The organism is Pantoea sp. sgz302252, from assembly GCF_042610525.1.
Classification (GTDB): Bacteria; Pseudomonadota; Gammaproteobacteria; order Enterobacterales; family Enterobacteriaceae; genus Erwinia.
Window position 1 is genome coordinate 380,360 of record NZ_JBHDVM010000005.1, and the last position, 25,301, is coordinate 405,660.

22 protein-coding genes are annotated in these 25,301 nt (G+C 52.8%); 17 read left to right on the top strand and 5 right to left on the bottom strand.

Going from position 1 to position 25,301, the window contains the following annotated elements; genetic code table 11:
- Nucleotides 1–7 precede the first annotated feature (7 nt).
- From fabF to ptsG, 7 genes are all read left to right on the top strand, one after another.
- Complete coding sequence (gene fabF / locus ACETPC_RS12120) at nt 8–1,249, top strand: beta-ketoacyl-ACP synthase II (RefSeq protein WP_380181683.1); 1,242 nt, start codon at nt 8–10, stop codon at nt 1,247–1,249.
- A gap of 125 nt (nt 1,250–1,374) precedes the next feature.
- Nucleotides 1,375–2,190, top strand: coding sequence for an aminodeoxychorismate lyase (gene pabC, locus ACETPC_RS12125; protein WP_380181684.1), 816 nt, complete (start codon nt 1,375–1,377; stop codon nt 2,188–2,190).
- Nucleotides 2,187–3,206, top strand: coding sequence for an endolytic transglycosylase MltG (gene mltG, locus ACETPC_RS12130; RefSeq protein ID WP_380181686.1), 1,020 nt, complete (start codon nt 2,187–2,189; stop codon nt 3,204–3,206). The genes pabC and mltG overlap by 4 nt, the downstream gene beginning before the upstream one ends.
- The gene (gene tmk, locus ACETPC_RS12135) at nt 3,196–3,828 is read left to right on the top strand and encodes a dTMP kinase (protein ID WP_380181688.1); all 633 of its coding nucleotides are present in this window, start codon (nt 3,196–3,198) and stop codon (nt 3,826–3,828) included. Before mltG ends, tmk begins: the two co-directional genes overlap by 11 nt.
- On the top strand, nt 3,825–4,808 hold the full coding sequence (gene holB / locus ACETPC_RS12140) for a DNA polymerase III subunit delta' (protein ID WP_380181690.1): 984 nt from the start codon (nt 3,825–3,827) through the stop codon (nt 4,806–4,808). Before tmk ends, holB begins: the two co-directional genes overlap by 4 nt.
- A gap of 17 nt (nt 4,809–4,825) precedes the next feature.
- Nucleotides 4,826–5,617 (top strand): metal-dependent hydrolase, encoded by a 792-nt coding sequence (locus tag ACETPC_RS12145; RefSeq protein WP_380181692.1) that lies wholly within the window; start codon nt 4,826–4,828, stop codon nt 5,615–5,617.
- Between the two features lie 283 nt (nt 5,618–5,900).
- A complete protein-coding gene (gene ptsG, locus ACETPC_RS12150; RefSeq protein WP_380181694.1) occupies nt 5,901–7,334 on the top strand; it encodes a PTS glucose transporter subunit IIBC in 1,434 nt (477 codons plus the stop codon).
- Nucleotides 7,335–7,426: 92 nt separating this feature from the next.
- Here the strand turns inward: ptsG and ACETPC_RS12155 are convergent, their stop codons facing one another.
- Both ACETPC_RS12155 and ACETPC_RS12160 read right to left on the bottom strand, forming a co-directional pair.
- Nucleotides 7,427–8,338: a hypothetical protein gene (locus ACETPC_RS12155; protein WP_380181696.1), complete on the bottom strand. Its 912-nt coding sequence runs from the start codon at nt 8,336–8,338 to the stop codon at nt 7,427–7,429.
- Nucleotides 8,338–9,969: a hypothetical protein gene (locus ACETPC_RS12160; protein ID WP_380181698.1), complete on the bottom strand. Its 1,632-nt coding sequence runs from the start codon at nt 9,967–9,969 to the stop codon at nt 8,338–8,340. Before ACETPC_RS12160 ends, ACETPC_RS12155 begins: the two co-directional genes overlap by 1 nt.
- A gap of 508 nt (nt 9,970–10,477) precedes the next feature.
- Between ACETPC_RS12160 and hinT the strand changes: the two genes are divergently transcribed.
- The 7 genes from hinT to ACETPC_RS12195 all read left to right on the top strand — a co-directional run bounded on the left by hinT (nt 10,478) and on the right by ACETPC_RS12195 (nt 17,943).
- On the top strand, nt 10,478–10,828 hold the full coding sequence (hinT, locus tag ACETPC_RS12165) for a purine nucleoside phosphoramidase (RefSeq protein WP_380181700.1): 351 nt from the start codon (nt 10,478–10,480) through the stop codon (nt 10,826–10,828).
- Nucleotides 10,829–10,843: 15 nt separating this feature from the next.
- Nucleotides 10,844–11,212: a YcfL family protein gene (locus ACETPC_RS12170; RefSeq protein WP_380181702.1), complete on the top strand. Its 369-nt coding sequence runs from the start codon at nt 10,844–10,846 to the stop codon at nt 11,210–11,212.
- A gap of 44 nt (nt 11,213–11,256) precedes the next feature.
- The gene (gene lpoB / locus ACETPC_RS12175; protein ID WP_380181765.1) at nt 11,257–11,826 is read left to right on the top strand and encodes a penicillin-binding protein activator LpoB; all 570 of its coding nucleotides are present in this window, start codon (nt 11,257–11,259) and stop codon (nt 11,824–11,826) included.
- The gene (gene thiK, locus ACETPC_RS12180; protein ID WP_380181704.1) at nt 11,810–12,652 is read left to right on the top strand and encodes a thiamine kinase; all 843 of its coding nucleotides are present in this window, start codon (nt 11,810–11,812) and stop codon (nt 12,650–12,652) included. The genes lpoB and thiK overlap by 17 nt, the downstream gene beginning before the upstream one ends.
- Nucleotides 12,653–12,662: 10 nt before the next feature.
- A complete protein-coding gene (gene nagZ, locus ACETPC_RS12185) occupies nt 12,663–13,679 on the top strand; it encodes a beta-N-acetylhexosaminidase (RefSeq protein ID WP_380181706.1) in 1,017 nt (338 codons plus the stop codon).
- 63 nt (nt 13,680–13,742) lie between these two features.
- Nucleotides 13,743–14,285 carry an alpha/beta hydrolase YcfP gene (gene ycfP / locus ACETPC_RS12190; RefSeq protein WP_380181708.1) on the top strand — a complete coding sequence of 181 codons (543 nt, stop codon included), beginning with the start codon at nt 13,743–13,745 and terminating at the stop codon, nt 14,283–14,285.
- A 607-nt stretch (nt 14,286–14,892) separates the two neighbouring features.
- Nucleotides 14,893–17,943, top strand: coding sequence for a calcium-binding protein (locus ACETPC_RS12195; protein WP_380181710.1), 3,051 nt, complete (start codon nt 14,893–14,895; stop codon nt 17,941–17,943).
- A gap of 115 nt (nt 17,944–18,058) precedes the next feature.
- Here ACETPC_RS12195 and ACETPC_RS12200 read toward each other — a convergent pair whose 3' ends face one another.
- The 3 genes from ACETPC_RS12200 to ACETPC_RS12210 form a co-directional block, all read right to left on the bottom strand.
- Entirely contained in the window at nt 18,059–19,543 is a 1,485-nt protein-coding gene (locus tag ACETPC_RS12200) for a SulP family inorganic anion transporter (RefSeq protein ID WP_380181767.1), read from the bottom strand.
- A 16-nt stretch (nt 19,544–19,559) separates the two neighbouring features.
- A complete protein-coding gene (locus ACETPC_RS12205; RefSeq protein WP_380181712.1) occupies nt 19,560–20,156 on the bottom strand; it encodes a carbonic anhydrase in 597 nt (198 codons plus the stop codon).
- 407 nt (nt 20,157–20,563) lie between these two features.
- Nucleotides 20,564–20,728, bottom strand: coding sequence for a hypothetical protein (locus ACETPC_RS12210; protein ID WP_380181714.1), 165 nt, complete (start codon nt 20,726–20,728; stop codon nt 20,564–20,566).
- 102 nt (nt 20,729–20,830) lie between these two features.
- Between ACETPC_RS12210 and ACETPC_RS12215 the strand changes: the two genes are divergently transcribed.
- The 3 genes from ACETPC_RS12215 to ACETPC_RS12225 all read left to right on the top strand — a co-directional run bounded on the left by ACETPC_RS12215 (nt 20,831) and on the right by ACETPC_RS12225 (nt 25,277).
- Nucleotides 20,831–22,135, top strand: a complete 1,305-nt coding sequence (locus ACETPC_RS12215; protein WP_380181716.1) for an NAD(P)/FAD-dependent oxidoreductase — start codon at nt 20,831–20,833, stop codon at nt 22,133–22,135.
- 250 nt (nt 22,136–22,385) lie between these two features.
- Nucleotides 22,386–22,931, top strand: a complete 546-nt coding sequence (locus tag ACETPC_RS12220) for a glycine zipper 2TM domain-containing protein (protein WP_380181718.1) — start codon at nt 22,386–22,388, stop codon at nt 22,929–22,931.
- A gap of 642 nt (nt 22,932–23,573) precedes the next feature.
- Nucleotides 23,574–25,277, top strand: a complete 1,704-nt coding sequence (locus ACETPC_RS12225; protein ID WP_380181720.1) for a ShlB/FhaC/HecB family hemolysin secretion/activation protein — start codon at nt 23,574–23,576, stop codon at nt 25,275–25,277.
- Nucleotides 25,278–25,301 lie beyond the last annotated feature (24 nt).

Sequence of the window (25,301 nt, forward strand, 5' to 3'; positions counted from 1 at the left end):
GACGAACGTGTCTAAGCGTCGTGTAGTTGTGACCGGTCTTGGCATGTTGTCTCCTGTCGGCAATACCGTAGAGTCTACCTGGAATGCTCTTGTTGCCGGTCAGAGTGGCATCAGCCCGATCGACCATTTTGAAGCCAGCGCCTATGCAACGCGTTTTGCTGGCTTAGTAAAGGATTTCAACTGCGAAGAGTTTATCTCTCGCAAAGATCAGCGCAAGATGGACGCCTTCATTCAATATGGCGTTGTTGCTGGCATGCAGGCTATGCAGGATGCCGGTCTGGTCATTACTGACGAGAATGCGCACCGCGTTGGCGCGGCTATCGGCTCCGGCATCGGCGGTCTTGGTCTGATCGAAGAAAACCATACCTCGCTGGTAAACGGCGGCCCTCGTAAGATCAGCCCATTCTTTGTGCCTTCCACTATTGTGAACATGATTGCCGGTCATCTGACTATCATGTATGGCATGAAGGGCCCAAGTATTGCTATCTCCACTGCCTGTACCACAGGCGTGCATAACATTGGCCAGGCGGCGCGTATCATCGCCTATAACGATGCTGATGTGATGATAGCGGGCGGCGCCGAGAAAGGCAGCACGCCGCTGGGCATGGGCGGCTTTGGCGCGGCGCGCGCTCTTTCTACCCGCAATGACGATCCGCAGGCGGCAAGCCGTCCGTGGGATAAAGATCGCGACGGCTTTGTGCTGGGCGATGGCGCGGGCATTGTGGTGCTGGAAGAGTATGAGCACGCGAAAAAGCGCGGCGCGAAAATTTACGCCGAGCTGGTCGGTTTCGGCATGAGCAGCGATGCTTATCATATGACGTCGCCGCCGGAAAACGGCGCAGGCGCAGCGTTAGCAATGGAAAACGCCCTGCGCGATGCGCAGCTGTCTCCGGAGCAGATCGGCTATATCAATGCGCACGGCACTTCCACGCCAGCGGGCGATATTGCTGAAGCACAGGCCGTGAAGTCGGTATTCGGCGCGGCGGCCTCCAGCGTCATGGTCAGCTCGACCAAATCCATGACCGGTCATCTGTTAGGCGCGGCGGGCGCGGTAGAATCTATCTACTCGATCCTTGCCCTGCGCGATCAGGTGATCCCGCCAACCATCAACCTGGATAACCCGGATGAAGGTTGCGACCTGGATTTCGTGCCGCACACGGCACGTCAGGTTAAGGGACTGGAGTATGCGCTATGCAACTCCTTCGGTTTTGGCGGCACTAACGGCTCGCTGATCTTCCGTAAAATCTGATCGCCTGTCGTGATAAAGGGCCCGCAAATGCGGGCCTTTTTTGTTTTCAGGCGTGGCGCCGCCCGATCGGAGATGAATCCACGCCAGAGGAGAGGTAAGCTTCAGCCTGACAATAAGGAGAGCAGATGATCTGGACAAACGGTAAACGGCAGGAACTTATTGCAGTGAGGGATCGCGCCGTGCAGTTCGGCGACGGCTGTTTCACGACGGCCCGTATTATGAAGGGAAAAGTGGTGGCGCGCGCGGCGCACATCGGGCGGCTGGAAGAAGCCTGTGAGCGGCTGCTTATCGCTCAGGTTGACTGGGAGTCGCTACAGCAAGAGATGGATACTGCTGCCGCAACGCGTACAGAGGGCGTGCTGAAAGTAATTATCTCTCGCGGCACGGGCGGTCGCGGTTACAGCGCCAGCGGCTGCGAAGCGGCCTCGCGCATTCTGATGCTGGCGGACTATCCGGCTCATTACCATCAACTACGTCACACTGGCGTCCGGCTGGCTTTAAGCTCAGTTCGCCTTGGGCGCAATCCTCTGCTGGCCGGTATCAAACACCTTAACCGGCTGGAACAGGTCCTGATCCGCACAGAGCTTGAGCAGAGCGGTGCCGACGAGGCACTGGTGCTTGACACCCAAGGCAAGGTGGTGGAATGCTGTGCGGCGAATTTATTCTGGCGTAGCGGACAACGTGTCTATACGCCGGACGTCACCCAGTCTGGCGTAAACGGTATTCAGCGTCGGCAGATAATGCGGCTCCTGGCCCGGCAGGGCATAAGGGTCAGCGAAGTTAGCGTACCGCCGCAAGCGCTCGAAGAAGCGGATGAAATTTTTATCACCAATGCGCTGATGCCGGTACTGCCGGTTTCTGAGATCGGAAATCGGGTTTATGGTTCAAGGGAACTCTTTAACCGCATCGGCGAGCAGGAAGATTTTCAGGGAAATTTATGACAGTAAAAAGTAAACTTGTCGGCGGCATCGTCGCGCTCGCGATCGCCGGACTGGCCTTTAGCTACTGGCAAATCAGGCAGTTCGCCGCTTCGCCTCTCACTATCGATAAAGAAACGATATTTACGCTGCCCGCTGGTTCGGGGCGCGTGGTGCTGGAAGCAGAACTAAACCAGCAAAAAATCATTTCACCAACCATTTGGTTCGGCTGGCTGCTAAAACTGGAGCCGGATCTGGCGCAGTTTAAAGCCGGAACCTACCGTTTAACTCAGGGGATGAGCGTACGGCAGCTGCTGGCGCTGCTCTCCAGCGGCAAAGAGGCGCAGTTTCCGATTCGGTTTATCGAAGGCTCGCGTATGCAGGAGTGGCTGGCTCAGCTGCGTGCGGCGCCCTATATTAAACATACGCTGGCGGACGATAAACTCACTACGCTGGCAGCAGCCTTAAAGCTGCCGGAGCAGGATGTAGAAGGCTGGTTTTACCCCGATACCTATTCCTATACGGCTAATACTACGGATACAGCTATCCTGCGCCGCGCCCATGAGCGAATGGAAAAGCTTGTCGACAACCTTTGGCAAAGCAAGACGGAAGGCTTGCCGTATAAAGATAAAAACGATCTGCTGACAATGGCTTCGATCGTCGAGAAAGAGACGGCCCTGAGCGATGAACGCAGCAAGGTCGCCTCGGTCTTTATCAATCGCCTGAGGCTGGGCATGCGGCTGCAAACCGATCCCACCGTGATCTACGGCATGGGAGAAAGCTATAAAGGCACGCTGACCCATAAAGATCTGGAAACGCCTACGGCCTATAACACCTATGTGATTGCCGGCATGCCGCCGGGTCCAATAGCCACGCCGGGCAAAGCATCGCTGGAAGCCGCAGCGCATCCGTTGAAAACGGATTTCCTCTATTTTGTCGCGGACGGTAAAGGCGGCCATACTTTCACCACCAATCTGGCCAGCCATAATCGTGCCGTGCAGGCGTGGCGCCTGCTGCTTAAGGAAAAAAATGAACAGTAAATTTATCGTTATCGAAGGCCTGGAAGGGGCGGGCAAAACTACTGCCCGCGATACTCTTGTGGCGACGCTTAAGCAGCACGGCATCAAAGATATTGTCTATACCCGTGAGCCAGGCGGTACGCCGCTGGCGGAAAAATTACGCGAGCTGATCAAACAGGGTATTGAAGGGGAACCTGTTACCGATAAAGCAGAGTTACTGATGCTCTATGCGGCGCGCGTGCAATTGGTGGAGAACATAATCAAACCAGCGCTGGCGCGCGGCGCCTGGGTTATCGGCGATCGTCACGATCTCTCTTCTCAGGCTTACCAGGGCGGCGGGCGTGGGATGGATGCTGAACTGATGGCACAGCTAAAACAGAGCGTACTGGGCGATTTCGCGCCGGATCTGACGCTCTATCTGGATGTCACGCCGGAAATTGGCCTGCAACGCGCGCGCGCCAGAGGAGAGCTGGATCGTATTGAACAAGAGTCGCTAAACTTCTTTATCCGCACGCGTGAGCGCTACCTGGCGCTTGCCGCCAGCGATAAGCGCATCAAAACCATCGATGCTACCCAAACTATCGATCAAGTCTCCGCCGCGCTGCGCCAGACCCTGGCCCAGTGGCTACAGGAACAGCTATGATTTGGTATCCGTGGCTTAACCAGCCTTACCGGCAGATTATCGGCCAGCACCAGGCCGGGCGCGGACACCATGCGCTGCTGCTACAGGCGTTGCCCGGCATGGGTGATGCCTCGCTGGTCTGGGGGATTAGCCGCTGGCTGATGTGCCAGCGCAGAGAGGGGCTGAAAAGCTGCGGAGAGTGCCACGCCTGTAATTTGATGCAGGCCCACACGCATCCGGACTGGTACGAGCTGGCGGCAGAAAAGGGCAAAAGTTCGTTGGGCATTGACGCGGTACGCGGCGTAACGGAAAAACTTTTCCATCACGCGCAGCAGGGCGGCGCAAAAGTGGTCTGGCTGCCGGATGCCGCCCAGCTTACTGAAGCGGCTGCCAATGCCCTGTTAAAAACGCTGGAAGAGCCTCCCGCCAACACCTGGTTTTTGCTCTGCTGCCAGCAGCCTTCACAGCTGCTGGCTACGCTGCGCAGCCGCTGTCAGACGGTTCATCTGGCGGCACCGGACGAGGCACAAAGCCTGGGCTGGCTGCAAAAGCAGATCGGCGCGCCACAGCCGGATTGTCTGACCGCGCTGCGGCTAAGCGGCGGTGCACCGGCGGCGGCGCAGACGCTGCTGGAAAATCACTGGGCCGCACGGCAGGCGTTGTGCGCAGCGCTACCGGAGGCCTTGCAGCAAGATATGCTATCTTTGCTGCCCGTGCTTAACCATGAGGATGCGGTGCAGCGCACCGGCTGGCTTTGCGCGCTGCTGGTGGATGCCCTGAAATGGCAGCAGGGCGGCGGGCGGTTTATCGCTAATGCCGACAGCCAGGCGCTGGTGGCCGATATCGCTCGCCAACTGCCTTCCAGCGCGCTGGACGAGAGCATTCGCCAGTGGTTTTTGTGCCGTGAAAGTCTGAACGTGGTCGCGGTAAACCGCGAGCTGTTACTGACCGACCGGCTGCTGGCGTGGGAGCAAATGCTGCACGCCTCGGCCATCGGCTAATCAATCAGAGAGTAATTATGTTTTTAGTGGATTCACACTGTCATCTTGACGGCCTTGATTATGAAAAGCTGCATCAAAATGTTGATGATGTATTGGCTAAGGCCGCCGCCCGCGACGTAAAATTTATGCTGGCGGTAGCGACTACGCTGCCAGGTTATAAAGCCATGACTGAGCTAATCGGCAATCGCCCTAATGTCGCTTACTCCTGCGGCGTGCATCCGTTGAATCAGGATGAGCCATACGATTTCGCCGAGCTGCGCCAGCTGGCTGCCGATGAGCGAGTGATCGCTATGGGCGAAACGGGTCTGGACTACTACTACCAGAAAGAGACGATGGCGCAGCAGCAGGCGTCTTTTCGCGAGCATATCCGCATAGGCCGTGAACTGAACAAGCCTGTTATTGTTCATACACGCGACGCGCGGGAAGATACGCTGGCAATCCTGAAAGAAGAGCAGGTGCAAGAGTGCGGCGGCGTCCTGCACTGTTTTACGGAAGATCGTGAAACGGCAGAGAAACTGCTGGATATGGGGTTTTATATCTCCTTTTCCGGCATTATGACTTTCCGTAATGCGGAGACCATTCGCGAAGCGGCGCGTTACGTGCCTTTAGACAGAATGCTGGTGGAAACCGATTCGCCTTATCTTGCGCCAGTGCCCTATCGGGGAAAAGAAAACCAGCCCGCCTATACCCGTGACGTGGCGGATTATATGGCGGTGCTGAAAGGCGTCAGTATTGAAGAGCTGGCAGAAGCCACTACCGCTAATTTTTCCCGGTTGTTTCATGTGCCGATGAGCCGCCTGATGGATTGATCGGTTTTATTTTACAGCTCGTAATAAACTTGTAGCCGTAGCGCCCTAATCAGGTTAATACGGCTTTTTTATGGCCAAAAACTGGCGATTTCAGCGGAATTAAACTACACAGCAGACGGTTGTTCAGTGAAACGTGATAACCGTCAAACAAATGCTTAGCGAATTATTTTACAGTTCGTAATAAATCACGAGAGCGTCAAACGCTCCACTCATAGCGGGTCCTCCCCCCGTTATATCGCGCCGAAAAGCGCGTAAAAGCATCCATACTCAGGAGTTTCACACTATGTTCAAAAACGCATTTGCAAACCTGCAAAAGGTCGGTAAATCGCTGATGTTGCCGGTATCGGTGCTGCCGATCGCCGGTATTCTGCTTGGCGTAGGCTCCGCCAACTTCAGCTGGCTGCCCACCGTTGTTTCCCATGTCATGGCGGAGGCAGGCGGTTCCGTTTTCGCTAATATGCCGCTGATTTTCGCTATCGGCGTGGCGCTCGGCTTTACCAATAACGATGGCGTTTCCGCGCTGGCTGCGGTAGTCGCTTACGGCATCATGGTTAAAACCATGGCGGTAGTGGCACCGCTGGTACTGCATATGCCGGCTGGCGAAATAGAGGCCAAACACCTTGCCGATACCGGCGTGTTGGGCGGTATCATTGCCGGTTCGATCGCGGCCTATATGTTTAACCGCTTCTATCGCATCAAGCTGCCGGAATATCTTGGCTTCTTTGCCGGTAAACGCTTTGTACCGATTATTTCCGGTTTCACTGCGATCTTTATCGGCATCGTGCTCTCCTTTATCTGGCCGCCAATCGGCACGGCGATTCAGGACTTCTCACAGTGGGCCGCCTATCAGAACCCGGTAGTGGCTTTCGGTATCTACGGCGTTATCGAGCGTTCTCTGGTGCCGTTCGGCCTGCACCATATCTGGAACGTTCCTTTCCAGATGCAGATCGGCGAATTCACCAACGCAGCGGGTCAGGTTTTCCACGGCGATATTCCGCGCTATATGGCGGGCGATCCAACCGCGGGCAAACTCTCCGGCGGCTTCCTGTTCAAAATGTACGGTCTGCCTGCGGCGGCAATTGCTATCTGGCATTCAGCTAAACCAGAAAACCGTGCGAAAGTGGGCGGCATCATGATCTCCGCCGCGCTAACCTCGTTCCTGACCGGCATTACCGAACCTATCGAATTCTCCTTTATGTTCGTGGCGCCGATCCTGTACGTGATCCATGCCATTCTGGCCGGTCTGGCTTTCCCAATCTGTATTCTGCTGGGCATGCGCGACGGCACCAGCTTCTCGCACGGCCTGATCGACTTTGTGGTGCTGAGCGGCAACAGCAGCCGTATCTGGCTGTTCCCAATCGTCGGCATCATTTACGGCCTGATCTACTACAGCGTGTTCCGCGTGCTGATTGCCAAACTCAATCTGAAAACACCGGGCCGTGAAGATGTGGCAGCAACGCAAACGGCAGGTGCCTCTAACGAAATGGCTGCCAACCTGGTCGCCGCTTTCGGCGGAAAAGAAAATATCACTAACCTTGATGCCTGTATCACACGTCTGCGCGTGAGCGTGGCGGATGTTTCCAAAGTGAACCAGTCAGGGCTGAAACAGCTTGGCGCGGCAGGCGTGGTGGTAGCAGGTTCCGGCGTGCAGGCTATTTTCGGCACCAAGTCCGATAACCTGAAAACCGAGATGGATGACTATATCCGCAACAGCTAAGAATAACGAAGCGAAAGCGCTGACATAAGCATCAGTAAACCCCACTTCATAGTGGGGTTTTTTATGGTTGTATTTTACTGAATCACGCGCTCTTAACCGGCATACAGGGCGCGACTTAACCATCCCAGCCAGGCCAGCCCGATAATGCCGATGGCCAGGCTGCCCATAGCAAGCCGCCGCAGTCGCGTCATTTTTATTTGCTGTACGGAAAAAGCCTGTTCATACTGCTGCCGCACTTCGTTGATATCCTGTTCATAGCGCTGCTGGAGGCTCTGACAAACCACTTCCGTTTGCTGCCGCACCGCCTCAAGCTCTTCACTCGCCATTTTTTGCTGGCTAGCGATCTCACTGGCGACATGGCGTTTTAGCGCTTCCGCCTCGTCATGCATCAGTTGGCGCTGCTGTAAAAAGGCGATCTCCTGCTGCTGCAGGCGTAGTTCGCTTTGTAGCCTGAGCTTTTCCGCGGCCTCCAGTTTTTCGTCAAAGGCCATCAGCAGCTTCTCTTTTGTCTGTTTGACTTCCTGTGCAATAAGAATTAGCTGCTTCGCGCCTTCGGCTGTCAGTCCTTTGAGTTCAAAATAGTCGGAAATTAAATTCTCTAGCGACTGCTGCTGTTCTGCCAGCATCCCCTGCTGCTCTCTAATTACCTCATTAGCTTCGGCGATATCGCAGGTCTGCTTTTTAATGCTGGTTTGCTGGCGCTGCAACTGCTGCTGCTGTTCATTTAGCAGCTGCGACTGAGCGATAGAGATCATCATCAGCTGCCCCAGCTTTTTCGCAAAACTGGCATGCAGCTCAGCCGCATTCAGCTGCGCAACGTCAAGCTCATCGGAATTCCACCAGCGGGAAACCGCATGGCGCGCCTCATGCTTCGCCCGGTCTTTTTTGAGATTATCCAGCTTGTCATAATCTTCCTTGAAGCTTTTCAGCAGTCCAGGAACATCAACCTGCCGAAGCATCGCTTCCGACAAATGTACTTCTGCCAAATCTTTAATAACATCCATTAATGAGGATCTCCTGCCAGATAATTTTCCAGAAGCTGCATAACATCTGTCTCGGCATGTCCGAGCGTGTTGATGGTAGTTTCCAGCTGTTGATTGAACTGTTGATTAGCCTTTACCCGCAAGCGCTGGCTGGCTTCGGTTTCGCTCTGCATTTCATGGACAGTGCTCAGACGGGTCGCAATGAGCTGATAATCAGCGTCAATCTCGCGATAGTTTACGGCGCTCTGAAACTGCAGCTCCAGCCAGTTTGCCATCCTCTGCGTATTTTCTTTAACCACGTCCAGGCCATTTTCCATTGCCTGCAAACGTTCTGTATCGGTTTGAGAAAGCCAGTCGAAAAACCGATCCAGGCCATATACCACCAGCGACGAAACAATCCCGGTAAGGATCGCTGTGATCGCAGGCGAAAGAATATTTACCAACGGGAGCAGCAAGGGAATACTGGCCAGGAAGCCTTTAATAGCCTCTTCAAACATTAGCCCCAGCGAGGTGGTCACCACTCCAGCCAGAATTTTTGTGACGGCGCGCGCGGTGTCGATAGCCGACTGCCCGGGCGGCGGAGCGATCAGCATTTTTATCGCTTTCCACAGGCCCGCTGTCCCTTCGCGGATCACCGTCACGACTTTCGCTGCTGTAGTGATAAAATTATTGATCAGGAAGGTCAGCAGATTGCTGATAAATCCCTGGAATAAACCGTTTACGGCCGCGTCCAGCATGGCGCGCAGTTTGGACATGACTTTATCTACCACGCGTCTGAGCGCGGCAGTCAGCCGGTCAATCAGGTTATCTTTCGCAGCATCGCTGTAAAGCCGCTTTAGTTCGATAAAAGTTTGGTTAACCAGCGTGTGCAATGCAATCCCCAAAGCCTGGCGAAGCGCGCTATACATCGCCTGATCCGCGCCGGTTTTCACCAGCTCCACGCCTTGCTTTTTTAGCTGCGCTATCCGTACTTCGGCGCTGACATGAGCTTCAGCGGTACTGGCCGTCTGCTGAAGCTTTTCACTGTCAATGCCGAAATGCTCGGCGTTAGTCAGGCCTTTTCCTTTACCTTTTGTACGCACTTTATCAGCCCACTCATTTTTCTCCTTTTCCTGCATGGACTGATTAATATGACTTTCGGCGGCAACGAGGTTTTTGGGATTGTTAGCCATAGCCACCCGTTGCGCCTGAGTCATAAATAAATTGCTACGGCTGTCTGCTTCAATTCGATTAGCAGAAACAACATGGTCGAGGTGAGTAGTACCGTCTCGCGCCAGTTCATTACCGGTATAGGCAGAGATAATGGGTTCATCTTTATTAAATAACGTCTTGCGTTTGCCTGGTAGCTCGCTATCATAAGATTTTCTATCGTAACCACCGCTATTAGTATCGACCCAACTCTGTTGCCGATTTTTATCCTCCTCAGTAGCTACTACGCCTTTTTCAAAATTGTGGGTAGTCGTAACATTTCCACCGTCCTTATCGGTAAACATCGCGCTGTTAAGACCGAATGGCCCAATTAACTGCTGCAGTATCTGGCTTTGACAGCTCTCCATCAGCGCCTGCAAACGCTGTTCACGTAGGGCGAATCGGTTAGGCTGGACAGGGCTGTGACGAGAATTCTCCGCCTCGTCAGTCGAAAAATTAATCATTTAATTATCCTTAATTACAAGGCCAGAGACACCGGCGATGAAATAATCACTGGAGACCAGGCAGATAATAACTCCGCTAAATTACAGTAAATAAAATCGCGGCTGCGCAAATTGCTTTTTATTTATTATCTCTGTAATAAAGTTATCTTTTCAATAAAACTTATTTATTTTTCAAGTATCAGATCTACTTGCCGATAATACGTATACGGCTATTATCATTCTGCTTGTTATTTTATGCCTGCCAGCATGACTGACTGTTTATCTCCATGCTTTCGTCTCATTTGCCCTGAATGCTTCAAGGTCCGCTTACCCCTTTGCCGGTGTTGCCTGTTGGGCCGCAGTCTGGATTTTTAGCCTGTGCTCACCAGCAGGCCAAAGGAGAGCAAATCAGTGGCCGGACGGCGCGAAAAACAGCAGGCAGGCAAAGAAAAAGCAGCGGAAGGTTGAAAGAAAACAAATATCTCGCTCATACTGCCGTAATCCAACTCGTAGCTAAAGGACATGCACCATGGCTGAAGAAACCATTTTCAGTAAAATTATCCGTCGCGAAATTCCTTCCGACATCGTTTACCAGGATGAGCTGGTCACCGCCTTCCGCGATATCTCGCCAAAAGCGCCAACGCACATTCTGGTGGTGCCGAATATCCTGATCCCGACCGCTAACGACACGGTTGCAGGACATGAAGCCGCGCTGGGCCGGATGATCGTGGTGGCGGCAAAAATCGCCAAAGACGAAGGCATCGCCGAAGATGGCTATCGTCTGATTATGAACTGTAACCAGCACGGCGGTCAGGAGGTCTATCATATCCACCTGCACCTGCTTGGCGGACGTCCATTAGGCCCGATGCTGGCTGAATAACATAACAGGGTCATTATGAAGCGGATATTTGCTCTGGGCGTTATGCTGGCACTGTTAAGCGGCTGCAGCAGCGATCGCACCGTTATTGATACTTCGCAGTCGCTGGTTATGGAATCCTCGGTGCTGTCGGCTGGCATTATTACCGATAAACCCGTGATCTCCGTGCGCGAAGGGCAGCAGCGCGCTGTATCCCAGCTTTATAATCAGCAGGAAAAGCCCGTTACGCTGCACTACCGTTTTTACTGGTATGACGATAAAGGGCTGGAAATCCTCCCCTTTGAAGCGCCCCGTACGGTAAGGGTCGCGCCGCATAGCAGTGTTGAAATATCGTCGCAAACGGGTAACCTGACGGCCAGCAAGGTTCGCCTTTACCTGTATCTGTAGGAGATTAATGCGTGGAAAGGAAAATAACTAAACTCTCGGGCGTGATGTTACTGGCGCTGGTTCTGAGCGGCTGTGTGCTGCAACAGCAGCAGCAGCCAGCGCCGGTTGAACCGGCCCAGACGGTGCCAGAGCAGCCGCAGCCTGTACCGACGCCGACCCAGCCGCCGCCGGTAGAAACGGTGCCGCAGCCGCCGAAAATGCAGACCATTAACTGGGACGCCAGCGTTACACCGCTGGTGGCGCAAATGTTAAAGGCGGACGGCGTAACGCCCGGCAGCGTGCTGCTGATCGACGGCGTAAAAAACAGCACCAACGGCAGCCTGCAGCGTGCGAAAGCCACTGCCGCGCTGCAAAGCGCGTTGCAGAACAACACTCAGTTCAAACTGGTGGCGCCGGAACAGCTTGCCACGGCTAAACAGACGCTGGGCCTTTCTGCCGAGGATAGCCTGGGATCGCGTAGCAAAGCGGTTGGTCTGGCTCGTTACGTTGGCGCACAGTACGTGCTCTATACCAACGCGCAGGGCGATATAAAATCGCCAGAGCTGCAGATGCAGCTGATGCTGGTGCAAACCGGCGAAATTATCTGGTCGGGCAGCGGTGTCGTACAGCATTGATCCCGCGCTGGCAAGGCTGATTAAACAACGATTTCCGGCGGAGCGATCCGCCGGTTCTTTTTATCCGCTTTCCGGCCTGACGGGGCTGACCGCAAAGGTAGAGCTGGAGAAGCTAACGATGCTGGCCCGCCATCAGCGGCAGGATAATCCGATCCCCGGCGTAGATCGCCAGCGGGAGTACCGTATTTTGCGCAAGCTTGCCGGTAAAGATCTGGCACCAGCTGCTTACGGCTATGCCGATAGCTGGCTGCTGCTTGGCTGGCAGCCTGGCGAACCGCTAAGCGAATCGGCTTTTGTTAAGAGGCTCGGTGTGCTGGCAAGCGAGCTGGCGCGGCTTCATCAGCAGCCGCTAAGCGGTTACCCTTTGCAAATGCAAAAATTGCTGGAGCGCTATTGGCAGCTAAGCCAGCCAGCGCGGCGGCATCATGGCTGGCTGCGCGCGCTGCATCAACTGCGTCGCCACGGCGAGCCAAAACCGCTGCGGCTGGCGTTACTGCATATGGATGTTCATCCGGGCAATCTGATACAGCAGCAGAACAGGCTGCGGCTGATTGACTGGGAATACGCCAGCGATGGCGATATTGCGCTGGAACTGGCGGCGGCGGTGAGCGGCAATGCGCTGAGCGCCGTTGATGAGACAGCGCTAATCGATGAGTATGCCGCTTTGCAACGGCTGGAGGCGACAGTGCTGCGGCGGCAGATGGCGCGCTGGCAGCCCTGGCTGCAGCTACTGGCGGCCAGCTGGTATGAATTGCGCTGGCAGCAGAGCGGTGAAAAAACATTTTATACGCTGGCGGCGCAGGCCTGGCAGCGGGTACGATCATAAGAGGTAATTTGTGGGACCGGTAATGTTAGATGTGCTCGGTTACGAGCTGGACGCGGAAGAGCGGGAAATATTACAGCATCCGCTGGTGGGCGGCCTGATCCTGTTTACCCGCAACTATCACGATCCTGAGCAGCTTCAGGAGCTAATCAGGCAGATCCGCACGGCCTCGCGCCATCGGCTGGTGATCGCTGTCGATCAGGAGGGCGGCCGCGTGCAGCGCTTCCGTGAAGGCTTTACGCGCTTACCTGCCATGCAGTCTTTCTCAGCCCTGAATAGCGAAGCCGAAGCGGCCAGGCTGGCGCAGGAAGCTGGCTGGCTGATGGCTGCCGAGATGATCGCGATGGATATCGATATCAGCTTCGCGCCGGTACTGGATATTGGTCACGGCAGTGCGGCAATCGGCGAGCGGAGTTTCCATGACGATCCGGCGATTGCTTTGCAAATGGCGCGGCATTTTATCAACGGCATGCACGAAGCGGGTATGAAAACCACCGGCAAACATTTTCCCGGTCACGGCGCGGTCAGCGCGGATTCGCATAAAGAGACGCCGCGCGACGATCGCCCTGAAGAGGTTATTCGTCAGCACGACATGCAGATCTTTAAGCAGTTGATAGACGAAAAAATGCTGGATGCGGTTATGCCTGCACACGTTATCTATACTCAGGTAGATCCGCGTCCGGCCAGCGGATCTTCGCACTGGCTGAAAAAAGTGCTGCGCAAAGAACTGGGCTTTAACGGCGTGATCTTCTCCGATGACCTTTCGATGGAAGGCGCAGCGATCATGGGCAGCTATGCCGAGCGCGGTCAGGCCTCGCTGGATGCGGGCTGCGATATGATCCTGGTTTGCAACAATCGTGACGGCGCCGTTAGCGTGTTGGATAACCTGTCACCGATCAATGCTGAGCGTGCAACGCAGCTGTATCATAGAGGCAACTTTACGCGTCAGCAGCTACAGGCTTCGCCACGCTGGAAAGAGAGCAGCCAGGCGCTGAGCACGCTGCAAACGCGCTGGCTGGAGCAGCGTTAGAAAATTACCCCGGATGTGACGTCCGGGGAAAATTGAGACCGAGGTAAATCACAGGGGAAAACGATGATCATCTATCTGCATGGCTTTGATTCCACCAGTCCCGGCAACCACGAGAAAGTCCTACAGCTACAGTTTATCGATCCGGATGTGCGGCTGTTAAGCTACAGCACCCTGCATCCCAAACATGATATGCAATATCTGCTGAAAGAGACCGACAAGCTCCTGCGCAGCAGCGACGATGAAAGGGCGCTGATTTGCGGCGTGGGTTTAGGCGGCTTTTGGGCCGAGCGCATCGGTTTCCTCAACGACATTCGCCAGGTAATGTTTAATCCCAACCTGTGGCCGGAAGAAAACATGCAGGGCAAGATAAACCGACCTGAAGAATATGCTGATATCGCCACTAAATGCGTAAGCAACTTTCGCGAGAAAAACCGCGATCGCTGCCTGACCATCCTTTCCCGCAAGGACGAGGCGCTGGACAGCCAGCGTAGCGCACAGGCACTGGGCAGCTATTATGAAATCGTCTGGGACGACGTCCAGGGGCATAAATTTAAAGATATCACCTCGCATCTACAGCGGATCAAGGCGTTTAAGACGCTGGGGTAGAGATTTTTCCGGTAATAGCCTGAGTTTATACACGGGCTAATTATTATATGATTTTTATTTTTTTCATTGTAATCAATGGGTTTTTCTAAAGATAAGATTCAGGGATAAAACAAATATATCTCCTTAGCTTGATTTTAAATACAGTAATCTGCGTTTTTTAGAAAGCGTAACTAATAGTTTCAGTATTTTTAAATAGCACTGAATATCATTGCCTTTTTCCGGGTTTTTAGGAAAATCATCTTAAATTAGTGCAGCCATGAACACATGGATAATATATTTTATTCAAGGAGATACAAGGTAGAAGGTGTCTTATAGGGAGCGAGGTAGCTAATTTATATAAAAATCTGCATATGTGTAATTTCTCAATGATACCGCTAAATAACCCTAAAGATAATTAATCCAGTAGTATGCAATGTTATAAGATAAATGCTGTTTTATTCTTTACATTTTTGTTATTTATTGCTACATAAATACGTAATCATGATTTGTGTTTGATATGCTTATTAATTATTATTTTATTGGGAATTACTATTTCAATTAATGGGATTCATTATTGCTGTTATATGAATATTATAAGACGATTCAATTACGGACGATAGAGGTTTTAATGAACAGTGAAGAAAACATCCTGAGTAAAACTGGCGACAATGAAGCTTCGGCAGATGGTTTTGAAAATTATACAAGGAATCAATTTCTTTTTTCACTAAGTCTGGCGGCAAAAGAACTTGATGCAGAGGCCGCTTCTGGCCTTGAGAAGTTCTCTCAACCCAGCAACATGCTGGGATTATTTACTACAGTATATAATGCGCAGGGGGCAAAAGAGTCTTTAGATCGGCTGGTCAACGATCGGGGCAGCGTTATTGAGCAACAGGCGGATTTAGTTAATGTAGCATCCTATGTTGGTACGGCGATGGAAGCTTCTTTAGGACCAGTGCTGAGCGAGACTGCAGTCGCCGCACTTTCAAGAGCCAATCTGGCGGCAGCGGGCTACCTGGTATGGTATTCAGCCGTCCAGGCTGGAATTGATGCTTATGAACATCATTTTGACAATGTGGAAGCCATTGTTAAAAATATGCTAAAGGATATAGATAATTCATCAGGACATGACGCTGGCAGCGTGCCCGGTGGTAGTGCCGGAACAGGAGGCAACAGCGCCTCAGAAGATGATGGTTCATCGGAAGAGGATAGCTCCTCAAAACAAGATAGCGCACCAGAGAGTAATGGTCCGTCATCTGAAGAGGTCACAACAATCGGTGATGACGATATTGATTTTCCTCACCATGAAGAGCAGCTTCCTGATGATGATAGCGTTAATTCGGGAAATGGTGGTACAGAGGATAGCGGTTCACCAAATAACAGCGGTACCTCACGGGAAAATGAGTCTTCGGAAGATCACGCATCCGAAAAAGACGAGTCTCCGGAAGAGGCTACAACAGAGCCTGATAAATCTCCGGAAGAAAATGCGTCGCAGCAAGATGAAGCTCCGGAAGATGCTAAATCAGAGCAAGATAAACCTTCAGAAGATGCCACGTCAGAGCGAGACGAATCACCGGAAGAAAATACCTCAGAGCAAGATAAATCTTCAGAGGATGCCACGTCAGAGCGAGACGAATCACCGGAAGAAAATACTTCAGAGCAAGATAAACCTTCGGAGGATAATGCATCAGAGCCCAATGAATCTTTAGAAGATAATACATCGCAGCACGATGAACCTGCGGTTGATGATATATCAACCAATGAAGAGCCGTCGAATGATAAGCCCGATGATGATGATGACGGACCTTCCGATGATAAGGATGAACCGGAGGATGATGACAACGGAGATGACTCTCCTGGTGTATCAGATCCGATCCCGCCTTCACCCAACAGCGAAGGCCCTTCTCCAGTCCCGCCTCTTCCTACAAGTCCAATTATTTTAGATTTGGATCGTGATGGTATTGAGACACAGGCAAGAACTAAAGGCATTTATTTCGATCATGACAACAATGCTTTCGCAGAAAGCTCAGGCTGGGTAGGTCACGATGACGGCTTACTGGTTTGGGACAGAAACGGTGATGGCAATATTAACGGCGGCAGCGAATTATTCGGTAATAATGCTTATTTAAAAGATGGCACTCAGGCCAGCAATGGCTATCAGCTTCTGGCTGAATACGATGAGAATGGTGATAAAGTTATCGATAAAGAGGATAGTCTTTATCATATGCTGCAGGTCTGGCAGGACAAAAATAGTAACGGCATGGTCGATAGCGGAGAACTGATGTCCTTGCAGGAAGCAGGCGTCGCTGCAATCGGCACAACATATAAAAGATCCAGCACGGTAGATGAAAATGGCAACGCGCACCGGCAAACAGGGGAAATCACTTATACCGACGGCGCTAAAGGCCAGTCAGCGGACGTCTGGTTCGAGATTCGACCAGGTCTGACTGTTCCGACAGGTGATTATAAAGTCTCCGATCGGGCTAAGGCCTTACCCTATGTGCGTGGATTTGGAAACATATTCAATCTGCATATTGCGATGACGCAGGATGAAGAATTATTAAAGCTGATAGAAAGTTTTGTGGCCGATCCAACATCAGCCCGGAAATCCGGTCTGCTTGAAGAGATATTATTTCACTGGGGACAGGTAGATGCTGTAGAAACAGACAGCAGAGGAACAGTTTTTGATGCTCGCAAAATGGCGCTCCTCGAGGCGGCTTCTGGTGTTGCCTATCCCTACGGTAACGATGTCAGAAAGCTGGATGTAGCCTTTCTGGAAAACGAATTCCAGACATTCTCCCGCTATGTAGAAGCCGTGTTACTGGCGCAAACAACTTATAAAGAAGCATTTGACTTGATTTATTCGCAGCAGACGGATATTTACGGATATCCCCTGTGGCAGTTTGATCGTTTCGATAGCTACGTTGAAGCACTTAGCGCAACGGATCTGGTAGAAGCGCAAAAGCTACGCCATCTGCTCTATAACTATTTTATTTACGATCCTGACTATAAAGAAGTCATTGAAAATATCGGGGTTGAGAAATTTACCGAAGGCGGAAACGGTAATGATAGCTTAACCGGAGGAAATCTTAACGATGCTTTAATCGGCAATGAGGGCAACGACACGCTTAAAGGCGGCGCGGGCAACGACGTGCTGATTGGCGGCAAAGGCAACGACAGCCTGTACGGCGGGGCGGGTTCGGACACCTACGTGTTTGGCCGGGGCGACGGCTACGACGCGATTTACAACAACGACGCGGGCGCAAACAAAACGGACGTGCTGCAGTTCACCGACGGCATCCGGCCGGACGAGGTGGCTATCGAGCGCAGCGGTAATAACCTCTTTTTCTATCTGAAGGACACAACGGACAAGGTGCGCGTCGACTACTTTTTCTGGAAGGACGGCACCAGCGGCGATGCGATAGACGCGGTGCGTTTTGACGATGGCACAGTATGGCTTAAAGAAGATCTTATCAGCAACGTTGAACACGGTATTCCGTTACCTGTAGCAGAATCAGTCGGGACAACACCCTCTGTATTATTACTTCAGCAAATGTCCGCCCAGTTTATGATGCTGGATAGCGATGACGGCGGCGACGCGGCTAACGAGGCGGAAGGCATTACGCAGCTCACGTTGCCGCAGCAAAATCCGACCGGCTGGGCTTCCTCTCAATATGGCTAAGCCTGTCAGCAGCTAACCGGAGCGGCGTAAAAGCCGCTCCGTTTTTTTTATCTCTGCTGTCAACGCTTTCACACCATCGGACAACGTAAAACAGCGCCTCGGCCACCTGAGCGGATTAATGAACGCCGCCATCCACCAGCTGCGGATCCTCTGCCCTGGGCCAGCGTTCAAGCATAATTCCACGAGCCGCCGCCGCTTCGCTAAACGCTGCCAGCGTCAGCCAGATATCTCTGTCCATATATTCCGCGCTTTCATACTCGGCAATGACGACGCTGTTATCAGGGATCTTCGCCAGCAGATCTCTTAGCCGCGCATTGTGTAGAAAAGTCAGGTTCTGATTAAAGCGGATCACAAAATGATTGCTGTAGCTGCTTAACTGAATAGCGCTACGATGGCTGGCGCAGGTGCTGCAAAGCAGCTGCGATAACATACCCAGCGCCAGGCCAGTCAGCATGCCGGTAAGAACAATAGCCGAGGCGGTAACGATAAAAGGAATAAACTGCACCGCGCCGAGCCGCCACTGGCGCAGAAATAGCTCCGGATGAGCCAGCCGGTAGCCTGTATACATCAAAATGGCCGCCAGGCTTGCCAGCGGAATAGTATTTAACAGCGTTTCAAAAAACAGGCCGCAGCAGAATAGCAGAAGGCCATGGAGTAAAACCGAGAACTTACTGCGTGCGCCAGCGTTGACGTTAACGGAACTGCGTACGATCACGGCAGTAATGGGCAGACCGCCCAAACAACCGCTCAGCATATTGCCGACACCTTGCGCCAGCAGCTCTTTATCAGCGGAAGGCTGGGGTTGCTGCGGACAGAGTTTTTGCAGCGCTTCCTGGCTAAGCAACGTCTCCAGGCTGGCAACCAGCGCCAAAGTAACTGCCGTCAGCCAGACCGCGCCGTTGCGCCAGAAAGCGCTAAATTCCGGATGGCTGAACTGTGCCGCCACTTCGGAAAAAGAATCAATCTCTGGCAGACTCAGGCGATCCAGATCGGCTAGCGACCCCGGAACCAGATAGTCGTTGGTTAACACCATCAGGCTGCCCCACAGAACGGCCATCAGCGCGCCAGGGATCCGCCCCAAAAAGCGGCTGCGCTTGATAAACCGGGTTTGCCACAGGGCGAGGATAAGCAAAGCCCCCAGCGCGACCAGCACCGAATCAGGAGAGATAATTTTCGTTACCGAGTCGCCGTCGGTATCCAGCGCGACGGGCGTCTGCTGCAAAATAAGCAGTAGCCCGATAGCGGCCATCATGCCCTGAATCACCGATCCCGGCACCAGGCAAATCCAGCGTCCCGCCCGTAAAAAACCAGCGAGAAGCTGAAGCGCGCCCGCCAGCACCAGCGCACTCAGCAGCAGCGAGAAGCTGCCGAGCGACTCCATCGCGCCAGCCACCACTGTGACCAGCCCGGCCGCCGGGCCGCTTACCGCAAAACGAGAAGGGCTAAATATTGTTACCACAATACCGCCGACCACGCCGGTCAGCAGACCGACAAAAGGGGGTAAACCACAGGCCTGAGCAATCCCCAGACTCAGCGGCAAAGCCACCAGAAAAACGACCGTGCCTGCCAGAATATCGGAACGAACAGTTTGCAGCGTTATCATCATAAAAATCCTTTTAAACCAGTTTTTTTAAACGGCCGCTGTGCAGCTCATAAATACAGCCGAAAATAGCGATCTCTTTTCCCTGTCGCTGCGCCTCTTTAATCGGCCAGCAGTTAATTAAATTCAGCGTTTGCGCCATCACGTGGTATTCAGCAATCTGTCTGGCGCTGGTTTGCGTAATCTCTTTATCGGGTTGGTAAAGATTCATATAGCGCTTCAGCGATTGATAAAGGCGCTGTAATTTTCTACTTAAAGGATCCTCTGCGGGCAAAGTCTGGCGCTGCTGGCGCTCAAGCGCCGCCAGCACGCCGCCGCAGCCGTAATGACCACATAAAATTACCGTTGAAATCCCCAGTTCCTGCAAAGCGTATTGCAAAACGCTCATCAGGCTTTCATCGTCTTCCAGCACCATGCTGGCGATATTACGGTGTACAAAAAGCTCGCCAGGATGGGCGCAGGTCAGCACCTCGGCGGGCACGCGGCTGTCGGAACAGCCAATCCACAGCGCCTGCGGCTGCTGGCCGGAAACATGATTAATAAAGTAGTGCGGATCGCGGCTTTTCTGCTGCTGCACCCAGCTACGATTCCGTGCCATCAGGGCGTTAAGCATTTTCATTCCTGTCCCCCATTCCATTATCTGATTACATTAACGAGTAAATCTTAAGGGGATCTTAAGGAATTAAAGATGAAAAAAAGCGGTTGATGATTACGTTTTTGTATATTGACAGAAGAAACTGGCGACAGTGCTGAAATAAAACCATGTGAATCAGCATGGGATGCGTATTTTTATTCGCAATTTATTAAGTATATTTAACGTCTTTTTTGCGCTGCACACAATTATCTGAGCTGTAAATAATCAATATCAGGCTAAGTAAAGCGCGGTTTTCAGCAGCCAACACGGTTATAAATCCACGATTTAAATAAGGGATTTGAAAACCGATAAGCACCTCAGTTATTGAGGGAAATTTATCGACTATACCAACGTTGATTTTTCCAGCATCTATTCCTGATAATTCCTTAAAGAGAAATAAAATAGCTGATGTAAGCCTGTTTTTTATCAGGCGGCAAAATGAATGCAGCAAAAGCCGGATGAAATTTATTAATTAAAACAGCATCCTGATAAGAAATAGTTGAAAAAAATTGACCCATATCAATTTTTACAGGACGACCGAATTTCCCCATGCTATTCTGCCTGTAGATAGCGAATAAATCGCCAACCCTATGTTAATTAAGGATATTATTTAACCTTTAATTAACGACTGGTTCACAATTTAAGGGGGTCGTTTGACTACACCAATGAAGAAGATCGTTATTGTCGGCGGAGGAGCCGGCGGGCTTGAGCTGGCGACGCAGCTTGGTCAGAAACTGGGAAGGAAGAAAAAGGCGGAAATAACCCTGGTGGATCGCAATCACAGCCATCTGTGGAAGCCGCTGCTGCACGAAGTAGCCACAGGATCGCTGGATGAAGGGATTGACGCGCTGAGCTATCTTGCCCACGCCCGTAATCACCATTTCCAGTTTCAGCTGGGCACGCTGACCGAAATCGATCGTGATAACAAAAAACTGCATCTGGCGGAAATCCGCAACGAGCAGGGCGAGCTGCTGGTACCCGAGCGCGAGCTGGCGTACGACACGCTGGTAATGGCGCTGGGCAGTACCTCCAACGATTTCGGCACGCCGGGCGTGAAAGATCACTGCATCTTCCTGGACAATCCGCATCAGGCGCGCCGTTTTCACAACGAAATGCTGAACCTCTTCCTGAAATTCTCCGCCAGCGAAGGCAGCCAGGAGAAGGTCAATATCGCTATCGTCGGCGGTGGCGCAACCGGCGTGGAGCTTTCCGCCGAGCTGCACAACGCGGTAAAACAGCTGCACAGCTATGGCTATAAGGGCCTGAACAATAGCGCGCTGAACGTAACGCTGGTGGAAGCAGGCGAGCGCATTCTGCCTGCACTGCCGCCGCGTATCTCTACCGCCGCGCATCAGGAATTAACCAAATTAGGCGTGCGCGTGCTGACCCAAACTATGGTTACCAGCGCCGATGAAAACGGCCTGCACACTAAATCGGGCGAGTTTATCAACGCCGATCTAATGGTCTGGGCCGCAGGCATCAAAGCGCCGGACTTTATGAAAGAGATTGGCGGCCTGGAAACCAACCGCATCAACCAGCTGGTGGTGCAGCCGACGCTGCAAACAACCCGCGATCCGGATATCTACGCGATTGGCGATTGCGCTTCGTGTGCGCTGCCGTCTGGCGGTTTTGTTCCTCCTCGCGCGCAGTCTGCCCACCAGATGGCATCGCGTGTGCTGGACAATATCCTTGCGCAAATGAAAGGGCGCGAACAAAAAGCTTATGTCTATAAAGATCACGGCTCGCTGGTCTCGCTCTCACGCTTCAGTACGGTAGGTAGCCTGATGGGTAACCTGATGCGCGGCTCTATGATGGTAGAAGGGCGTATCGCACGCTTTGTCTACATCTCGCTGTACCGTATGCATCAGGTGGCGCTGCACGGCTATTTTAAAACGGGTCTGATGATGCTGGTCGGCAGCATCAACCGCGTAATTCGCCCGCGTCTCAAACTGCACTAAGTTAGATCCGCCCCAGGTAAAGTAATCAGGCTTATAGCGGCCCCGCTGTTATAAGCCTTTCTTCTGTCTCAGCCCGCCCTAGGAACTCTCTTAAAAGCTTTTGCATTTGACTTTAAACGATTATTTCGTCCTGAATTCTTATTGTCATAACTGGTCCTGATAAGCAAACTTTAACGGACAAAGCGCGTCGCGTACGCCCCTGGCGGGCAACGGTTAAAGATGCGCGATAACCGTTTCAGGAGGCAGCCCTGTGAATAAATCAATGTTGGCAGGTATTGGAATTGGGGTAGCGGCCGCGCTGGGCGTCGCCGCCGTGGCGGGAATGAACGTGTTCGATCGCGGGCCACAGTTCGCTCAGGTGCTCTCCGCTACGCCAATCAAAGAGACCACAAAAAATCCGCGTCAGGAGTGCCGCAACGTTACGCTGACCCACAGGCGCGCGGTACAGGATGAAAACCGTATTGCCGGTTCCGTGCTGGGCGCGGTCGCGGGCGGCGTGCTGGGCCACCAGTTCGGTGGCGGAAGAGGAAGAGATGTCGCTACCGTAGCAGGCGCGCTGGCTGGCGGCTACGGCGGTAATCAGGTGCAGGGCGCCATGCAGGATCGCGATACCTACACCACCACCGAGCAGCGCTGTAAGACTGTTTACGACAAGCAGGAAAAAACCCTGGGCTACGACGTAACCTACAAAATCGGCAACCAGCAGGGCAAAATCCGGATGGATAACGATCCCGGTACCCGTATTCCGCTAAACAGCGATGGGCAACTGATCCTTAACGGTCAGAACCAGGCGTAAACAGCCTCCCAGCACGAAATCCAGCCTCATCTTTGCAGATGGGGCTTTTTTTTGGCCTTTTACCCGATAAAAAGACCAGTTCACTGGTATCAGATAGCCGCATCGTTATGCAGCATAACGCAGCCGTCTTATACGCGGCTTCGACAGGCAGAAAGATTAAAGCAGTAGGGTTTAATCTTTTTCCTAATCCTTTAATTTTAGTATTGACACCCTCCCTTTTCTTCTGAATCAGATGATTCCTTAAGGTTATTACTTAAGCTAAATTTAATTACCGAGCGCTTCTTTCCTGGCGTTTAATCTTAAATGCGATTATGAAATCCTCATTACTCTTTTATAAAATCAGTAAAGCCCAAATCCCTTTCTTACAAGCTCCTTTCTTTTCAGTCAGGTAATCCCGGTTCGAGGCACGCATCAGCATTTTGATGAGTTCAGGTATTCTGTTTTAGTTTTACGCAAGCGGCATCACTTAAATCAAATTAGTAAGTTAAATTACTTATTTAGCTTACCGGTGTCGCTTAGCATTGTAAGGAATACGTAAATTTTTCGCTAGTTTTTACTTGATGTTTCTCAGGTCAGGTGCATAATGTGCGCATAAAAACGCAGTTAACACATTTTGTTACAAATTAAGTGGCCGGGAAAATTATGCAGGGAAAAGAAAAAAGCCGCCTTTCTGCGGTGCTGTTTGCGGGCACCCTTATCTGGCTGGCCGGCGCTCAGGCTGCGCCAGGCGATGAACAGCTACAGCATCAGCAGGAACAGCAGAAAGCCCGGCAGCAAAAGTTGACGCCGCAGGCACCCGATATCCGTCTTGCCGATCCCGTTCCGGCTCCTTCCCGGCTGGCTTTCCCGGCGGAACACCCTTGCTTTGTGATTAACCGGGTCAGCCTTTCTGGCCAGCAGGCGTTGCCACACTGGGTGCCCTTACAGCGGCTGGCCAGTCAGGCAGTCGGACACTGTCTGGGCGTACAGGGCATCAACCAGCTAATGAGCCTGCTGCAAAATCGGCTCATTAATCATGGCTGGGTCACTACGCGAGTTCTGGCACCGCCGCAGGACTTGCGTCAGGGTGAACTCAGGCTGCTGATCGTTCCGGGTAAAATACGCAACGTTATTTTGTCTTCCGCCTCATCGCGCTACGTCAGCCTTTATCCCACCATGCCCGCGCATAACGGCGAACTGTTGGATCTGCGGGATATTGAACAGGGGCTGGAAAACCTGCAGCGCCTGCCGACCGTAGAAGCAAAAATGGCGCTGCAGCCGGGCGATAAACCTGGCGAAAGCGACATTGTTATCGAGCGCACACAGCATCGTTTCTGGCGGCTGGGTGCCTGGCTGGACGATTCCGGCACGGAAAGCACTGGCCGTTACCAGAGCGGTATCATGCTGGCGCTGGATAACCCTACTTCAATGAGCGATCTGTTTTACCTGACGGCCAGTCGGGATCTGGGGTTTGCGGGCAGAAAAAGCAGCAAAAGCCTGGCGGGGCACTATTCGGTGCCGCTGGGATGGTGGCTGTTTGGCGTGACCGCCAGCGACTACGACTATCACCAGACAGTCGCTGGCTATAGCCGGGATTTTCTGTATGCAGGCGACAGCCGTTCGCTGGATCTGCAAATCAGCCGGGTATTGCATCGCAACGCCACCTCGAAAACCACGGCAACTTATGACGTGCTGGTAAAGGAATCGCGCAACTTTATTAACGATACCGAAGTTGTCAGCCAGCAGCGCCGCACCAGCGCCTGGCGGCTGGGGCTTGCCCATCGTCACTATATTGGCGCGGCCACGCTGGATGCGGGCGTCAGCTATCAGCGCGGCACCCGCTGGTTTGGCGCGTTGCCCGCGTGGGAAGAATCTTTTGACGATGCCACTTACGCAACCGCGCTGGCGAAAATATTGACCTGGCAGGCCGGGCTAAATGCGCCGTTCTCACTGGGTAACCAGCATTTAAGTTACAACATCCAATACCGTCGGCAGATGAGCAATACGCCTTTGACGCCGCAGGACGAGTTCGCTATCGGCAACCGCTGGACGGTGCGCGGCTTCGACGGCGAAAGGACGCTGAGCGCCAGCCGCGGCTGGACGGTACAAAACACGCTGGCCTGGCAGACGCCGCTTCCGGCGCAGGAACTTTACCTGGGCGCTGACTATGGCGAAGTAGCAGGCAACAGTACTACCCAGGGCGGGCTGCGCGGACAGCATCTGGCTGGCGGCGTGGCCGGTCTGCGCGGCGCTATCACGCCAGCCAACCTCAGCTATGACTTATTTGCCGGTATACCACTTGCCAAACCTGCCGGATTTAAAACCGATCCGGTGACCTTCGGCTTTAGCCTGAACTGGAATTACTGATTTCACCATTGACAAGGGATTGCG

Excerpts from the sequence above, each read along its gene's own strand:
- pabC (WP_380181684.1), top strand. The coding sequence starts at position 1,375 with ATGATCTGGACAAACGGTAAACGGCAGGAACTTATTGCAGTGAGGGAT.
- mltG (WP_380181686.1), top strand. The coding sequence starts at position 2,187 with ATGACAGTAAAAAGTAAACTTGTCGGCGGCATCGTCGCGCTCGCGATC.
- tmk (WP_380181688.1), top strand. The coding sequence starts at position 3,196 with ATGAACAGTAAATTTATCGTTATCGAAGGCCTGGAAGGGGCGGGCAAA.
- holB (WP_380181690.1), top strand. The coding sequence starts at position 3,825 with ATGATTTGGTATCCGTGGCTTAACCAGCCTTACCGGCAGATTATCGGC.
- ACETPC_RS12145 (WP_380181692.1), top strand. The coding sequence starts at position 4,826 with ATGTTTTTAGTGGATTCACACTGTCATCTTGACGGCCTTGATTATGAA.
- ptsG (WP_380181694.1), top strand. The coding sequence starts at position 5,901 with ATGTTCAAAAACGCATTTGCAAACCTGCAAAAGGTCGGTAAATCGCTG.
- ACETPC_RS12155 (WP_380181696.1), bottom strand. The coding sequence starts at position 8,338 with ATGGATGTTATTAAAGATTTGGCAGAAGTACATTTGTCGGAAGCGATG.
- ACETPC_RS12160 (WP_380181698.1), bottom strand. The coding sequence starts at position 9,969 with ATGATTAATTTTTCGACTGACGAGGCGGAGAATTCTCGTCACAGCCCT.
- hinT (WP_380181700.1), top strand. The coding sequence starts at position 10,478 with ATGGCTGAAGAAACCATTTTCAGTAAAATTATCCGTCGCGAAATTCCT.
- ACETPC_RS12170 (WP_380181702.1), top strand. The coding sequence starts at position 10,844 with ATGAAGCGGATATTTGCTCTGGGCGTTATGCTGGCACTGTTAAGCGGC.
- lpoB (WP_380181765.1), top strand. The coding sequence starts at position 11,257 with ATGTTACTGGCGCTGGTTCTGAGCGGCTGTGTGCTGCAACAGCAGCAG.
- ycfP (WP_380181708.1), top strand. The coding sequence starts at position 13,743 with ATGATCATCTATCTGCATGGCTTTGATTCCACCAGTCCCGGCAACCAC.
- ACETPC_RS12195 (WP_380181710.1), top strand. The coding sequence starts at position 14,893 with ATGAACAGTGAAGAAAACATCCTGAGTAAAACTGGCGACAATGAAGCT.
- ACETPC_RS12205 (WP_380181712.1), bottom strand. The coding sequence starts at position 20,156 with ATGCTTAACGCCCTGATGGCACGGAATCGTAGCTGGGTGCAGCAGCAG.
- ACETPC_RS12210 (WP_380181714.1), bottom strand. The coding sequence starts at position 20,728 with ATGGGGAAATTCGGTCGTCCTGTAAAAATTGATATGGGTCAATTTTTT.
- ACETPC_RS12225 (WP_380181720.1), top strand. The coding sequence starts at position 23,574 with ATGCAGGGAAAAGAAAAAAGCCGCCTTTCTGCGGTGCTGTTTGCGGGC.